The following is a 15,047-nucleotide window of genomic DNA, read 5'->3' on the forward strand; positions in this document are numbered from 1 at the left end:
TCGCCTGCTGTTTTGCGCCGGTAACCTGACGGCCACGAGAAAGCGAAAACGGCCGGAGACATGATGTCTCCGGCCGTATGGGCGGCCAAGGCCGGCCCGCGACACTCATTTCAAGACTTCACCGGCTTACCTGCCGCCCCACGGCTCACCATTCGGGTGCAGGGTCGGGGTGGGGGTCGGGATGGGAGCCGGCTGATCGTCCGAGGCGGTCACGACCACGACTCCCGCGGCGTTCGCGGTCGCCGCGCTCGCGCCGACGACGGCGCCGGTGGCCACTACGCCCGCTGTGGCGATGATGACGGAGAAGGCGAGGCGGAAGATGCGGCTGTTGTTGTAGTCGCTCATTTCTATTTACCTCTTGTCTGTCGCGGTGGCCCGTGTCGCCGGCCGGTCGGCTGATGCGTCTTCAACGTCTCAGCTGCCACCATCCGGTCATTATCGGATCTCTTCCGGACTGCCATCAGCCCAGCTCAGCGGCCTGATAGCGCCTTTCTCGACTGTTTGCGAAGAGGATTCGCCAATTGTGAGGGGGGTTATCGCGATGTCTGCGGATAAACCCGCGATATTTGTTCTTCCGGGGCGGTTCATCGGGCGATAGCCGGACGAAGGCGTATCGATAGCGGCCTAAGGAAGCCTGGACGGAGGCCCGGACCGGCCGGTGCCCGGTGGCATCCGGCGGCCGGGCCGGCGCGCGCCGGATCGGAACCGCGCGAACCGGGGATGTGCGCGGGGCGTCCACCGGTTCGCGAGGACCCGCCGCCGGTGCCGGCATGTGATCACAGAGATGTTCGGACCGGTCCGTCGTGGCGGGCCTGGCAGATAGGTGGCCCTGACATGGGTATTAGTGCACAGGCGCTGGACAGCGTCTACGGCCGTTCGGCCGCCGGCGTGCGGGCGCGGCTGGAGCGGGCCGAGGACAGTCACTGGAGCGCCGTCGCCGACGCCGAGACCGACGGCGAGGGCTGCATCACCGAGTGGTGCGGCCAGAAGTTCGAACGCGGGCTGTACCGCATCGTGTTCGACAGCGACTACTACTTCGTCAGTCTCGGTCTCAGTGCTGCTTATCCCGAAATATCCGTCATATTTCGCATGCAGCATGAAGCGGACTCGTATCAGATCAAAGTGATGCTATCGCCGTACTCCTACTCCACGTATTTCGGCTCGAACAACTGACGGTCAGCGCGCAGGCACGGAAAGGAGCTCGCCAGTGAAGACCCCGAGCCGCCCAGCCGGGCGCTACAGCGCGTTCGCGCCGGTATCCCTTCCCGGACGCACGTGGCCGAACAACACCATCGTCGCCACGCCGCGCTGGCTTTCGACCGACCTTCGTGACGGTAATCAGTCTCTTGTCCATCCCATGTCCCCCGATCGCAAACTGGCGATGTTCGAACTGCTGGTGGGCATGGGATACAAGGAGATCGAGGTCGGATTCCCGGTCGCCAGCCAGGACGACTTCGATTTCCTGCGCGTGTTGATCGAGCAGGACCGTATTCCCGACGACGTGCGGATTTCGGTGCTCGTGCAGGCGCGGGACGAGTTGATCAGGCGCACCGTGGAGAGCCTCGAAGGGGCGCCGCGCGCCACGATCCATCTGTACAACGCCACGTCGCCGTTGTTCAGGCGCGTGGTGTTCGGCATGAGCCGGGACGAGTGCAAGGACCTCGCCGTACAGGGAACCCGGTTGATGATGAAATATGCTGATAAAACGCTTGGCGGCTGTGACCTCGGTTTCCAATACTCCCCGGAGCTCTTCAGCGACACCGAGCTGGATTTCTCGCTGGAGGTCTGCGAGGCCGTCATGGACGTCTGGCAGCCCGAGCCGAGCCGCGGGATCATCCTCAACTTCCCCACGACCGTCGAGCGCTCCCTGCCGAACGTCTTCGCCGACCAGATCGAATGGTTGAGCCGGAACCTCTCCAGGAGAGAGCACGTCTGCCTTTCGATCCACCCGCACAACGACCGGGGCACGGCCGTGGCGTCCGCGGAGCTGGCTCTCCTGGCGGGCGCGGAGCGGATCGAGGGCTGCCTGTTCGGCAACGGGGAGAGGGCGGGCAACGTCTGCCTGGTCACGCTCGGGCTCAACATGCTCACCCACGGGGTCGATCCCGGCATCGACTTCTCCGACATCAACGAGATCCGCCGTACCGTGGAGCGCTGCAACGGGCTCTCGGTCCATCCGCGCCATCCCTACGGAGGCGACCTCGTCTACACCTCCTTCTCCGGCTCCCATCAGGACGCGATCAAAAAGGGCTTCGACGCCCTGGAGCGCGAAGCCGCCCGCCTGGGCGCCGATGTCGGAGACCTCCCGTGGGAGATGCCGTACCTGCCGCTCGACCCCGAGGACGTGGGCCGCACCTACGAGGCCGTCGTACGGATCAACAGCCAGTCGGGCAAGGGCGGGGTGGCCTACGTCATGAGCGCCTGGCACGGGCTGAACCTGCCGCGCGACCTGCAGATCGAGTTCGCGCGGGTGGTTCAGTCGCGGGCTGACGCCGAAGGCGGAGAAATCACGCCGGACCTGGTCAGGGGGCTTTTCGAGCGTGAGTACCTCTCCAGTTCCGAACTGCCCGTCCCCCTCGCCTCCGGGACCGAGTTGGTGACGACCGTCCTGCACATCGACGGCCAGAGGTTCGACGTCGGCGCGGACCGAGCCGACGCCGTCCAGGCCGTGCGGGCGGCGCTCAGCCGTTGGGGCTTCGACGTGCGGGCCGTGCACCGCACGGGGCTGGCCTGCCACGACCGGAGGGCGGAGGAGGACGTGGCCGTCTACGCCGAGTGCCGGGTGGACGGCCGGGCCTCCTGGGGCGTGGGCATCGACCGGGACGTCGAGACCGCCTCGTTGGCGGCGGTGCGTTCCGCCGTCATCAGGGCGCGCCTGAAGCACGTGTCCGCCGCGGGGGAGGGGGAGGCCGGGATCGCCGCGCCGCTGGCCGTCGCCGGTGGGTAGCCGACGCTGCGACAGATGGGAGCCGATTACCGCATACAGGAAATAGCCCTCAAATCGGGTGATAGCCGCCCGATAACGGACGGAAACCGCAACGACCTAGCGTCTTCATCGTCACCCCATCGGAGAACAGCCGAGTTTGAAAGGTGCGACGACCATGCGGAGAATCCAGCTCAAAAAGCACAAGCCCAAGGCGCTCGGTGCACTGGACCTGCGCACTCCGTCCGGCCGTAAGTTGCAGTTCTGAACCGTTCGACTGATTTCTCGTAGAGGGAGGCTGATCGTGAGCTTGGTCGAAAGAGATGAGGCGTTGGCCTCCCTCGAGGGGCTCCTGGCCAACGCTGTCATGGGCAAGGGAAGGGTCGCGCTGGTCAGCGGCACCGTCGCAACCGGCAAGAGCGAGTTGCTGCACACCTTCGCGGAGCAGGCCATGGAGCTGGGCGCCCTGCCCGTGACGGCGACGGGTTCGCGTGTCGAACGCGACTTGCCGCTGGGCGTGCTGCGCCAGCTCATCCAGGACTCGCCGCTGGTCGCCGAGGAACGCGAGCGGGCCATGGCCCTGCTGGACGAGGGGGTGCGCACCGTGACGTCGTCCGACCTCCAGACCGAGCCCCTCGACCAGGTCGACGCCCAGATCGTCCACGCCCTGTGCACGGTGCTGCTCGAACTGTCGGAGCGCTACCCACTGATGATCGTCGTCGACGACGTGCAGCACGCCGACCGGGCCTCCCTGCTCTGCCTGGCCTATCTGTCGCGACGAGTACGCTTCGCCAGGATCGTGGCGGTGTTCAGCCACTCCGACCACGGATGGTCCAGCGAGACGTTCTTCCAGACCGAGCTGCTCCGCCAGCCGCACTGCCGCCGCATCCAGCTCGCCCCCCTCTCCAGGGCCGGGGTGATGTCACTGGTCGCCGAGCGGCTGGGACGCGAGGCGGCCGAACGCTTCTCCGACGACTGGTACGCCGTCAGCGGCGGCAACCCGTTGCTGGCCGGAGCGTTGGTGGACGACTACGAGGACTTCCTGCGGGCCGCCGGCGGAGAGCCGCCGGCGGAGCTCGTCGTCGGCACCAGGTACGGCCAGGCCGTGCTGTCGTGCCTGCATCGCGGCGAGCCGCAGATGCTCCAGGTGGCGCGGGGGCTGGCGATCCTGGGCAGTCCCGACTCCCTCGCCCCGCTGCTGGGGGTCGGTCCCGCGTCCGTGATCCGGGCCCTGCACTTCCTGACCGTGGCCGGGCTGCTCGCCCTGGGCCGCTTCCGGCACGAGACCGCGCGCGCCGCCGTACTGGCCGAGGTGGGCTCCGAGGAGTGGATGGAGCTGCATCGGCGCGCGGCGCGGCTGGCGCACGAGAGCGGAGCGTCCACCACGACGGTCGCCGACCACCTCCTGCAGGCCGGTCGGGTCGAGGCCCCCTGGGTCGTCTCCGTCCTGGAGGACGCGGCCAGGAACGCCCTGCGCGAAGGACGAGTGGAGTCCGCCGTCGCCTATCTCCGGCTGGCGTGGCGCGAATGCGCGGACGAGCAGCATCGCATGAAGATCACCACGATGCTCGTGCGCGCCGAATGGCGGATCAACCCGGGGGCGCCCGCGAGCCACCTCGCCGAGATGACCGAGGCGATGCAGCGGGGCCAGCTGCGGGGGAGCGACGCCGTGGTGCTGGCACGGGCACTGCTGTGGCACGGCCGGTTCGAGGACGCGCGAGAGGTGCTCGACCATCTCAACGAGTCGGGCGCCGGCATGGATCCGGAGACGGTGACGGAGCTCGTCATCGCCCGGCCCTGGCTGCGCGCCACCCACCCTCCCTTCCTGACCCATCTCCGGCAGGCGCCCGGCGAGCAGGATCGTGCCGCCATCGTGTCGGTGACGGCCAATCGGCGGCTGGACACCGCGCTCGCGCTCGCCGACGTGCTCGCCACCGGGCCGCGCGAGGAAGTCGTGGACGCGGTCGAGCGGATCCTGCGCGGATGCCGCCTCGACGAGATGTCGATGGACACCGTGGAGAGCGCGCTGCTGGCGCTCACCTACGCCGGACGGCCCGACCGGGCCGCCCCCTGGTGCGATCTGTTCAGCGCCGAGGCGTCCTCGCTGCACGCCCCGAGCAGGCAGGCGAGGCTCGCGGCCATCCGGGCCGAGATCGCGATCCGCCAGGGGGACATGCCGGACGCCGAACACCACGCCCGCGTCGCCCTGGAGATCATTCCTCCGAGCAGCTGGGGCGTCGCCGCCGGCGGGCCACTGAGCAGCCTGATCCTCGCCCTGACGGCCATGGGCAGGTACGACGCCGTGCACGAGCACCTCGACCAGCCCGTGCCCGACGCCATGTTCCAGACCCGGTACGGCCTGCACTACCTGCACGCCAGGGGGCGTTACAGCCTGGCGACCGACCATCCGGCCCTGGCGTTGCGCGACTTCGAGCTGTGCGGCGAGCTGATGGGAGCGTGGGGTCTCGACGTGCCGGGGCTCGTCGCCTGGCGGATCGACGCCGCCGAGGCCTGCCTGCGCCTGGGCAGGCAGGAGCAGGCGCGGGAACTGGTCGAGGAGCAGATCCGCCGCTGTGGTCCGGCGACGCCCAGGGCGCACGGCATGGCCGTACGCCTGCTGGCCGCCACGGGCAAGGCCCGGCACCGCCCCATGCTGCTGCGCCAGGCGATGGAACTGCTGCGTGCGGGCGGGGACCGATACGAGCTGGCCAGGGTGCTGTTCGACCTCGTCAAGTCCTATCACGCGCTCGGCGAGTACCGCCGCGCGGCCATGATCGCGGACCGGGCGCGCTCCATGGCCCGGGAATGCCAGGCCGGGCCGTTGAGCCAGGCGCTCTCCTGGGACGGCAAGGAAGCCGGAGGCGACGCGAACGCCGGTGGCGTGGCGGCCGGTGAGCCGACCGCCGCTCTGAGCGACGCCGAGCGCCGGGTCGCCGCCCTGGCGGCCGCCGGATACACCAACCGCGAGATCGCCGGAAAGCTCTACATCACGATCAGCACGGTCGAGCAACACCTGACCCGCACCTATCGCAAGCTGAACATCACCCGGCGTGCCGAGCTGCCGTCGAGCTTCGAATTCGGCAGTCCCATCACCGCCTGAACCGTGCCTGAACCACACGTGAACCGTGCCGGGTCCGCGCGGGTCCGGCGCACCACGGTGGCCGGCGGGGCCGATTTTGTAGGGGTGCCACGAAAAGGACATCCCTGATTAATCTAATGACATCGATGTATTTCACATTTCTGGAGTGGCGTAGCCGGAAATTCAGTGAGGAGATCGTGTGCACGCACAACGGAAGGCCGGGGACGCTCCGGCATCGATGACCGATCCGCCGGGGGAACCGGCGCGCGATCGGGCCTCCGAGCCGGAGCCGGTCCGGCGGGCGTCCCACCGGAGTCCCGCCTCCGGGACGACGGGTCCCGGCCGCAAAGCGGAGGAACTCGCTCGCCCCCGTACGGAAACGTCCATCCGGGAGCCGCGCGGCCACCGGTCGCCATGCCCCTGGTCATCACCCTCCACGCTGCGAAGGCCGCAATGAACCGTCATTTCCACAAGGTCCTGATCGCCAACCGTGGTGAGATCGCCGTGCGGATCGCCCGCGCATGCAAGGACGCCGGACTGGCCAGCGTCGCCGTCTACGCCGACCAGGACCTGGACGCCCTGCACGTACGCCTGGCCGATGAGGCCTACGCCCTCAACGGCACCGGCCCCGCCACCACCTACCTCGACATCGATAAACTCCTGGCCATCGCCGCGACCAGCGGCGCCGACGCCGTCCACCCCGGCTACGGCTTCCTGGCCGAGAACGCCGCCTTCGCCCAGGCCGTCATCACCGCCGGCCTGACCTGGATCGGCCCGCCCCCGGCGGCGATCACCGCGCTCGGCGACAAGGTCGCCGCCCGCCACATCGCCCACGCCGTCGGCGCCCCCCTGGTGGCCGGCACCACCGACCCGGTCACCGACGCCGACCAGGTGGTGGCCTTCGCCCGCGAGCACGGCCTGCCGATCGCGATCAAAGCCGCCTACGGCGGCGGCGGCCGCGGCCTGAAGGTCGCCCGCACCCTGGCGGAGATCCCCGCCCTGTACGACAGCGCGGTGCGCGAGGCGGTGGCCGCCTTCGGCCGCGGCGAATGCTTCGTCGAGCGCTACCTGGACCGGCCCCGGCACGTGGAGACCCAGTGCCTGGCCGATGCCCACGGCCAGGTGGTGGTGGTCTCCACCCGCGACTGCTCGCTGCAGCGCCGCCACCAAAAGCTCGTCGAGGAGGCGCCCGCGCCGTTCTTGACCGACGCGCAGCAGACGTTGCTGCGCACCGCCTCCAAAGCGATCTTGCGGCGGGCCGGGTATGTCGGGGCCGGCACGTGTGAGTTCCTCATCGGCCAGGACGGCACGATCTCGTTTTTGGAGGTCAACACCCGGCTGCAGGTCGAGCATCCGGTCACCGAGGAGGTCACCGGCATCGATTTGGTGGCGGAGATGTTTCGGATCGCGGCCGGGCAGCCGCTGGGTTATGACGATCCGGTGCCGCGCGGGCATGCCATCGAGTTTCGGATCAATGCCGAGGACGCCGGTCGGGGGTTTTTGCCCGCGCCCGGGACGATCACCGCGATGGGGGTGCCGTCCGGGCCGGGGGTGCGGCTGGATGGCGGCTATGAGGTGGGGATGGAGGTGCCGGGCGCGTTCGACTCGCTGATCGCCAAGCTGATCGTGACCGGCGCCGATCGGGCGCAGGCGCTGCGCCGGGCGCGGCGGGCGCTGGCGGAGTTCACCGTGCAGGGGATGCCGACGGTGCTGGACTTTCATCGGGCGGTGCTGGCCGAGGCCGATTTCGTCGATGAGCCGTTTCGGGTGCATACCCGGTGGATCGAGACCGAGTTCGTCAACACCATCGCGCCGTACGAGGCCGGGCCGGGCGGCGCCGATGGTGGGGGGTCGTACGAGGCCGGGCAGCGGGAGCGGGTCGTGGTGGAGGTGGGGGGCAAGCGGTTGGAGGTGGTGTTGCCGGCCGGGTTCGGCGCCGCGGCCGGCTCTCGCGCCGGCGCAGCGGGTGGGGCGGGCGTCGGGGCGGGTCGGGGGCCGCGGCGGGTCGGGGGCGGGGTCAAGAAGGCCGCGGTCGGGGGGATGCGTTGGTCAGTCCGATGCAGGGCACCATCGTGACGGTGGTGGCCGCCGATGGGGATCGGGTCGCGGCCGGGGACACCATCGTGGTGTTGGAGGCGATGAAGATGGAGCAGCCGTTGACCGCGCACAAGGCGGGTACGGTGGCGGGGTTGTCGGCCGCGGCCGGGCAGACCGTCACCGCCGGCGCCGTCATCTGCGACATCAAAGACGCCTGACACCGGACAGCTGCTTCGGCGCGACGGCCGCACCTCGCGGATCACCGCCCTGCCCGCCACGCGCCTGGGGCGGCCCGGGTGCTGCTGCCCCCGGCGATGGGGGCAGCATGCTGGAGTTCGGCCATGACGGCCATGACGGCCATGCCTGCGGTGCCTGCGGTGCCTGCGGTGCCTGCGGTGCCTGCCATGCCTGCAGTGCGGCGGTCCGGTGGTGGCGGAGCCTGAGCGTGGCGGTCAGATGGCGACGGTAGGCAGACCGTCACGCGACTCGATCATCGGATACCTCCGTTGATCGCCTCCCACATGCTACAGATAGTGATTACAGATCAACTATGAGTGATTAGTTTTGTGTGAGGAGAATACATGTCCGTCCAGCTCCGCACCACAGACGTTCTTCGCCCCGGCGGTCGCCGCAGGGCCCGCCTCGGAGGAGCCACCTTCGCCGCCGTGCTCGCCGTACTGGCTCCCGGTGGCCTCGCCGCCGCGCAGGACCGGCCGCCGGCCTCGCCCGGCACCGAGCTCGTCAAGCTGACCTGCACCGTGACCACGACCCCCGGGCAGCCGGTCACCTTCGCTCCGCCGATCACCTTCGCACCCCGCTCCGTCAACGCGCGAGGCATCTTGCTCCTGGAGTCCTGCACCTCTCCCGACGGCTCCCATCCCGACCTGAGGAGCGGGCAGATCATGGTCAGCACCTCGGGGCGGGCCAGCTGCGGGGCCGTCAGCAACCTGCGCGGTCAGGGCACCATCACCTGGTACGACGCCGACGGCGCCACCGCCGGGACCTCCGAGGTGCGCTCCCGGTCCCGCGCCCTCAGCACCGCCGGCCTCGCTGACGCGCTGCTGGCCGGCACCGTCATCTCCGGCACCCTGGACGGGCGACGCGTGGCGGGCACCGTCGTCCCCACGACCGACACCTCCTGCGACTTCGGCGACCTCGAGGCCGTCGAGGGCAGCGGCACGCTGAGCTTCTCCTGACGGTGCCGCGGCGGCACAGGAGATCGCCACACGTGGGCGACCCGTTCTCCGGTCTTTCTTCACGGGCGCCCCGCACGCCGATGATCTCCTGTGCCGTGGAAGCGGCCGGGGCGCGCGGTGCCCCGTGCGGTCAGTAGACCCCGCTGCGGCGCATGGCGCGCGGGCGCCCGTCGGGATCGCACACGATCCGGTAGAACGGGGTGGCCCAGGCGGTGGTCAGCGCGGACAGGGGCGCGGGCTCGTACAGCCGTAGCCGCCCGTCCGGTCGCGGCCCGCGACGTCCCTCGGCGTGCCAGCGTTCCAGCGCGTCGGCGGAGGCGGCGAAGGCCGCGAAGAACGACTTCGGGTCCAGGAGGTCGGCGTCGGAGACGCCGGGACGGTCGAGGTGCTCCCGTGCGAGGGTCAGCCGCAGGTCCCGGGGAAAGCGGCGGGCGCCACCCCCGTGGCCTCCTGGGTCGGCCGGCTCCCGGCCGTCCGGGGTCTCGTCGAGCACGGCGCAGGTGAGCTCGGAGTCGTAGGTCCATGACCTGCGGTTGAAGTTGTCCGAGCCGATGGTCGCCCACACGTCGTCGATGACGCAGACCTTGGCGTGGACGTAGATCGGAGTGCTCCGCCGGTTCTCGACGCCGTACACCGCGAAGCGGTCCCCGCCCGCGCGCTTGAGGACGGACAGGGCCTGGTTGCGGCCCAGTATCTGCGGGGTGCCGTTGAGCACGCCGTCCTGATCGGGATGGAGGGGCAGGACGCTGATCATCAGCAGGTCCGGGTTGGCGTCGAGCGCCTCGGCGAACGACTCGGCGATCTGCGGGGACCACAGGTACTGGTCCTCGATGTAGATGAGGGAACGGGCGCGGCGCAGCGCCTTGAGGTAGCCGCGGGCGACGCTGCGCTCGCCCTGCGGCGCGAACGGGTAGCGCGTGCGCCGGTGGGCGTAGGTCCGCAGCAGCTGTACGGCGTGCGGGCCGCGGGCGGGTGGATCGGGAAGCTGCGGTGGCAGCGGATCCGGCCGGGTGTCCTCGCGGCGCACCAGGTCGGCAATGCGGTGCAGGGGGTTGCGGGTCAGCGGCCGGGGGTCCTGCCAGCGCTCCCGGAACACGGCCTCGACGTCGCCGACGGCCGGCCCCTGGATCGCGGCCTGGACGTCGTGCCAGGGCGGGTTCGCGCCGTACGCCTCGGCCATGGGCGCGGCCTGGGCGTCCCCGTCGTGCGAGGCGTCGTCACGGCGGCTCCAGCACAGATCGATCCCGCCGACGAAGGCGATGTCGCGTCGCGGTCGTGCGCGGTGCCGCAGCACCACGAGCTTCTGGTGGTGGGAGCCGCCGGGCGGAACGCGCATGTCGCGCAGGCATTCGCCGCCCGCGGCCTCGATGACGTCTCCGAGGTGGCGGTTCTCGGCCTCGCTGAAGCGGAGCCGGTCCCAGTGGGAGCGCCACAGGAGCCCCTTCACCACGACTCCGCGCCGCGCGGCCTCGGCGAACACGCCGGCGACCTCCGTTCCGGGACCGTCCAGCCTCTCGTCCGGATCGCCGCGCCAGTCGGTGAACAGCAGCAGGTCTCCGGCGCGCAGCTCGCGGACGCGCGCGAGCAGCTCGGTGAAGTACGGCACGCCGTGCGGGATGGGACGTACCGTGTTCCCGCGCGACCAGGCGATGCCGGCGTCGTGTCTGGCGTCGATTCGGGTCGCGGGGTTGCCGCGCTCCGCACCGGTGAGGAACCAGTCGTCTTCCTTCATTTGGCACGATCTACCCTTTTTTGCCGTGCTTTCACGTTCGGGTCGATCGAGGGCTCTCCGAAGCCCGCCGGCGAAGAGCCGCAGGGGAATCCCGAGGAGCCGTACGCGCCCATCCTGGCCGGACCCGGTCACGGGTCCGGCCAGGATGCCCTAGCCGCGTGCGGCCGGGAGATCCGAGATGCTGTCCAGCCAGGCCCGGTGCAGGCCGGCGAAGCGGCCCTCCCGTGCGATGAGCTGGTCGGGCGGGCCGTCCTCCACGATGCCGCCGCCGTCCATCACGAGCACCCGGTCGGCGATCTCGACGGTCGACAGCCGATGGGCGATGATCAGGGCGGTCCGTTCCGCGAGGATCGTCTGCATCGCCCGCTGCACCAGCCGCTCGCCGGGGACGTCCAGGCTGGAGGTCGCCTCGTCGAGGATCAGCACCGCGGGGTCGGCGAGGAAGGCGCGGGCGAACGCCACGAGCTGCCGCTGCCCGGCGGACAGGCGGCCACCGTGCTTGGCGACCTGCGTGTCGTAGCCCTCGGGCAGCGCCGAGATGAAGTCATGGGCGCCGATGGCCCGGGCGGCCTCGACGACCTCGGCCATGGTCGAGTCGGGCCGTCCGAACCTGATGTTGTCGGCCACCGAGCCGGTGAACAGGAAGTTCTCCTGCGTCACCATGACCACCGCGCTCCGTAGCGACTCCTCGGCGAGATCGCGCAGGTCGATCCCGTCGAGCAGCACGCGGCCGGCCACCGGGTCGTAGAACCTGGCCACCAGCTTCGCCAGTGTGGTCTTCCCCGCCCCGGTGGTGCCGACCAGCGCCACGCTCTGCCCGGCCGGGATCGCCAGGTCCATCCTGGACAGCACCGGGGTGCCGTCCAGGTAGGAGAACTCCACCCCCTCGAAGCGGATTTCCCCCCGTGGCCGCTCCAGCGTCACGGGGTCGCGCGGCTCGGCCACCGTCGGTCTTTCCTCCAGCACGCCCGAGAGCTTCTCCAGGGCCGCTCCCGCCGACTGGAAGGTGTTGTAGAACTGCGAGATCTCCTGCATCGGCTCGTAGAACTGGCGCAGGTAGAGCAGGAAGGCGGTGAGCACGCCCACGGTGGTGGCGCCGCCGACGGCCAGCCAGCCGCCGTAGAGCAGGACGGCGGCGATCGTGACGTTCCCGATCAGCTTGACACCCGGCATGAAGAGCGAGATCAGGTGCATGCTCCGCACGTTGGCGTCCCGGTAGTCGGCGTTGAGCTGGGAGAAGATCTCCTGATTGCGCGGCTCCCTGCGAAACGCCTGAACCGCCCGTATGCCGGTCATCGATTCCACGAAATGGACGATCACCAGTGCCACGGTCTCCCGGGTCCTGCGATAGGCGATGCTCGACTGCCGCCGGAACCAACGGGTGAACAACAGCAGGACCGGCAGCGGCAGCAGGGCGACCACGGCCAGGTGGACGTCGAGGACGAGCAGCAGGACCGCGGTGCCGGTCAGCGTCAGCACGGCCGTCACGAGGCCGTCGAAGCCCGACTGCAGCATCTCGGAGATGGCCTCGATGTCGGAGGTCAGCCTGGCCACGACCCGGCCCGAGGTGTAGTCGTCGTGGAACGACAGCGACAATCTCTGGAAGTGGCCGAAGACCCGCCGGCGCAGCTCCAGCAGGATGTCCTGGCCGATGCGACCGGCCATCCTGAGGAACACCTGGCGGGTGGCCGCCTGGACGGCCGCCGCGACCAGCACGGTCACGACGACCGTCACCAGCGTGGCCGGCCCCTCACCCGCGATCGTCGGCGGGATGCCGGAGTCGATGCCCACCTTGATCAGGTAAGGGATGGCGAGAGAGGCGGCGTTGCAGATCACGATGATCGCGACGAGCAGCGCGATCTCCCTGCGGTACGGCCGCAGCAGCTCGCCCAGCAGCCGCCTGGACCGGGCGCGGAGCAGGAACGACACCTGATCCGACAGGTCGTCCCGATCCTCGGCGGCGACGCCGCGCCAACCTTGCGTCGTGGTCTGGCTCATCGCAGCGCCCCCTCGCTGTCGCGGCCGCCGTCCAGCTCGTCCAGGCCGCCGTCCAGGCTCTCGTCCAGCTTGTCCAGATCGCCGTCCAGGTCGTCGTTCAGGTCCGCCGACAGCAGCGCCCGGTACTCCGGCACGTTCGCCAGCAGCTCCTGGTGGTGGCCGACGTGCGCGATCGTGCCGTTCAGCAGCAGGGCCACCTTGTCGGCGAGCAGCACGGTGGAGGCCCGGTGCGCGACGACGATTCCGGTGGCGTCCCGCAGGACGTGCCGCAGCGCCTCCTCCACCAGCGCCTCGGTCTCGACGTCCAGCGCCGACAGGGTGTCGTCCAGCACGAGGACCTTCGGCCGGCTGAGGATCGCGCGGGCCAGCGCGAGGCGCTGGCGCTGGCCGCCGGACAGCGACATCCCCTGCTCGCCGATCCGGGTCTCCAGCCCCCACGGCAAGCGGTGGACGAACCCGGCCTGGGCGATTCGCAGGGCCTCCTCGATCTCCTCCTCGGTGGCGTCGTGCCGCCCGAGAGTGAGGTTCTCCCTGACGCTCATCGAGAAAAGGGTAGGTTCCTCGAAGGCCGTGGCGACCGTCGAGCGCAGGGCGGGCAGCGACAGCTCCCGCACGTCGTGCCCATCGATGGTGACCCGGCCCGCGCTGACGTCGTACAGCCGCGGGACGAGAGCGGTGAGGGTGGTCTTACCCGAACCGGTCGCACCCACGATCGCGACCGTCTCTCCCGGACGCACATCCAGCCAGACGTCGTGGAGCACGGGCTCGCCGGCCCCGGGGAAGCGGAACCCCACGCCCTCGAAACGGAGATGCCCGCGAGGGTGCTCGATCACGCCCGTGCCGCCGGCGATCTCCGGGTCGGTGTCGAGCACTTCCATCACCCGGTCCGCCGCGGTCATCGCCTCCTGGGCCGTCACCAGGATGAAGCCGAGGGCGGAGATGGGCCACACCAGTTGCAGCATCAGCGTGGTGAAGGCCACCAGCGTGCCCAGCGTCAGTGAGCCCGAGCCGACCGCGAGCGCGCCCAGCAGCAGCACGATCGCGAGCGTGAGGTTCGGGATCACCTCCAGGAAGGTGAAGAACCTGGCCGACAGCCGTACCTTCTCCATCGAGCTCCGGTAGACCTTGCCGGCTCCGTCGTCGAAGGTGCCGAAGACGTGGCGGCCGCGGCCGAAGGCCTTGATCGTGCGGATGCCGACCGCGGACTCCTCGATCACGGTGGCGAGGTCGCCCTGCTCGTCCTGAACCCGGCGCGAGACGGTGATGTAGCCCCGCTCGAAGCGCAGCGAGGTGACCACGACCGGTATCGCCGAGGCCGCGACCAGCAGCCCGAGCGGCCAGTACATATGGAGCAGCAGCCCCGTCACCGTCGTGATCTGGACGACGATCAGAACGAGGAAGAGGACGCCGAAGCCCAGGAAGCGCCGGATCGCCGACAGGTCGGTCGTCGCGCGCGAGAGCAACTGGCCGGACTGCCAGGCGCCGTGGAAGCTCATCGGCAACCGCTGCAGGTGCCGGTAGAGGTCGTCGCGGATCGTGGTCTCCAGGCCGATGACGGCGTCGGCCAGGAACCACCTGCGCAGGAAGATGAGCAGAGCCTCGATCACGCCCAGCGCCAGGGCGAGCAGTGCGAGGGGGACGAGACCTCCGGTGTCGCCGTGCGCGACGGGGCCGTCGATGATCTCTTTGCCGATCAGCGGGATGACGATGCCGATCCCGGTTCCGCCGAAGGCCGGGATCCAGATGAGAAGCAGCCGGGTGGCGTAGGGACGGAGGTAGGACTTCATCCGCCACAGCGAGTTCGTTCTGACGCCGCGTGGGCGGGGGGTCGAGGGCTGACGGGTTTCGGTATCTCGCTCGGGAGCGGTGGTATCAGGGGGCATCAGCAGGCAGCACACTCCTCACGGTTCTCACTTGAGTTGATCACCATTCCGGGGTCAGGGCCCACTCAGGCTAAGACCCCCGTCAACCGGTTTTCCGCCCCGAAAGCCCCGGCGGTGTCGCGCTGGTCGGCGTCGCCCGTTCACCTCCCGGTGTGGGCGACGGTTAAAGTCTCCGTGACCCGGTACGACGCGAGCAATT

Annotated in this window: 9 protein-coding genes and 1 pseudogene; 5 read left to right on the forward strand and 5 right to left on the reverse strand. The window is 69.8% G+C overall.

Annotation, left to right across the window (positions count from 1 at the left end):
• Nucleotides 1-126 precede the first annotated feature (126 nt).
• Nucleotides 127-345: a hypothetical protein gene (locus tag ACQPYK_RS19015; RefSeq protein WP_433256951.1), complete on the reverse strand. Its 219-nt coding sequence runs from the start codon at nucleotides 343-345 to the stop codon at nucleotides 127-129.
• Nucleotides 346-834: 489 nt separating this feature from the next.
• On the opposite strand from ACQPYK_RS19015, the gene ACQPYK_RS19020 reads away from it, so the two are divergent.
• The 4 genes and pseudogenes from ACQPYK_RS19020 (at nucleotide 835) to ACQPYK_RS19035 (ending at nucleotide 8,257) form a co-directional block, all read left to right on the forward strand.
• Complete coding sequence (locus tag ACQPYK_RS19020) at nucleotides 835-1,173, forward strand: hydroxyisourate hydrolase (protein WP_433256953.1); 339 nt, start codon at nucleotides 835-837, stop codon at nucleotides 1,171-1,173.
• Between the two features lie 34 nt (nucleotides 1,174-1,207).
• The gene (gene leuA / locus ACQPYK_RS19025; RefSeq protein ID WP_433256955.1) at nucleotides 1,208-2,947 is read left to right on the forward strand and encodes a 2-isopropylmalate synthase; all 1,740 of its coding nucleotides are present in this window, start codon (nucleotides 1,208-1,210) and stop codon (nucleotides 2,945-2,947) included.
• Between the two features lie 280 nt (nucleotides 2,948-3,227).
• Nucleotides 3,228-6,023 (forward strand): AAA family ATPase, encoded by a 2,796-nt coding sequence (locus ACQPYK_RS19030; RefSeq protein WP_433256957.1) that lies wholly within the window; start codon nucleotides 3,228-3,230, stop codon nucleotides 6,021-6,023.
• Between the two features lie 432 nt (nucleotides 6,024-6,455).
• Nucleotides 6,456-8,257 (forward strand): annotated as a pseudogene (locus ACQPYK_RS19035) (acetyl/propionyl/methylcrotonyl-CoA carboxylase subunit alpha).
• 41 nt (nucleotides 8,258-8,298) lie between these two features.
• Here ACQPYK_RS19035 and ACQPYK_RS19040 read toward each other — a convergent pair.
• On the reverse strand, nucleotides 8,299-8,445 hold the full coding sequence (locus ACQPYK_RS19040; protein WP_433256958.1) for a hypothetical protein: 147 nt from the start codon (nucleotides 8,443-8,445) through the stop codon (nucleotides 8,299-8,301).
• A gap of 175 nt (nucleotides 8,446-8,620) precedes the next feature.
• Between ACQPYK_RS19040 and ACQPYK_RS19045 the strand changes: the two genes are divergently transcribed.
• Nucleotides 8,621-9,235 carry a hypothetical protein gene (locus ACQPYK_RS19045; RefSeq protein WP_433256960.1) on the forward strand — a complete coding sequence of 205 codons (615 nt, stop codon included), beginning with the start codon at nucleotides 8,621-8,623 and terminating at the stop codon, nucleotides 9,233-9,235.
• Nucleotides 9,236-9,365: 130 nt separating this feature from the next.
• Here the strand turns inward: ACQPYK_RS19045 and ACQPYK_RS19050 are convergent, their stop codons facing one another.
• From ACQPYK_RS19050 to ACQPYK_RS19060, 3 genes are all read right to left on the reverse strand, one after another.
• Nucleotides 9,366-10,967 (reverse strand): phospholipase D family protein, encoded by a 1,602-nt coding sequence (locus ACQPYK_RS19050; RefSeq protein ID WP_433256962.1) that lies wholly within the window; start codon nucleotides 10,965-10,967, stop codon nucleotides 9,366-9,368.
• Nucleotides 10,968-11,117: 150 nt separating this feature from the next.
• A complete protein-coding gene (locus tag ACQPYK_RS19055; RefSeq protein WP_433256964.1) occupies nucleotides 11,118-12,965 on the reverse strand; it encodes an ABC transporter ATP-binding protein in 1,848 nt (615 codons plus the stop codon).
• Nucleotides 12,962-14,752 carry an ABC transporter ATP-binding protein gene (locus ACQPYK_RS19060; RefSeq protein WP_433256966.1) on the reverse strand — a complete coding sequence of 597 codons (1,791 nt, stop codon included), beginning with the start codon at nucleotides 14,750-14,752 and terminating at the stop codon, nucleotides 12,962-12,964. Before ACQPYK_RS19060 ends, ACQPYK_RS19055 begins: the two co-directional genes overlap by 4 nt.
• Nucleotides 14,753-15,047: the final 295 nt, after the last annotated feature.

Source organism: Streptosporangium sp. CA-135522 (assembly GCF_050949235.1).
GTDB lineage: Bacteria > Actinomycetota > Actinomycetes > Streptosporangiales > Streptosporangiaceae > Streptosporangium.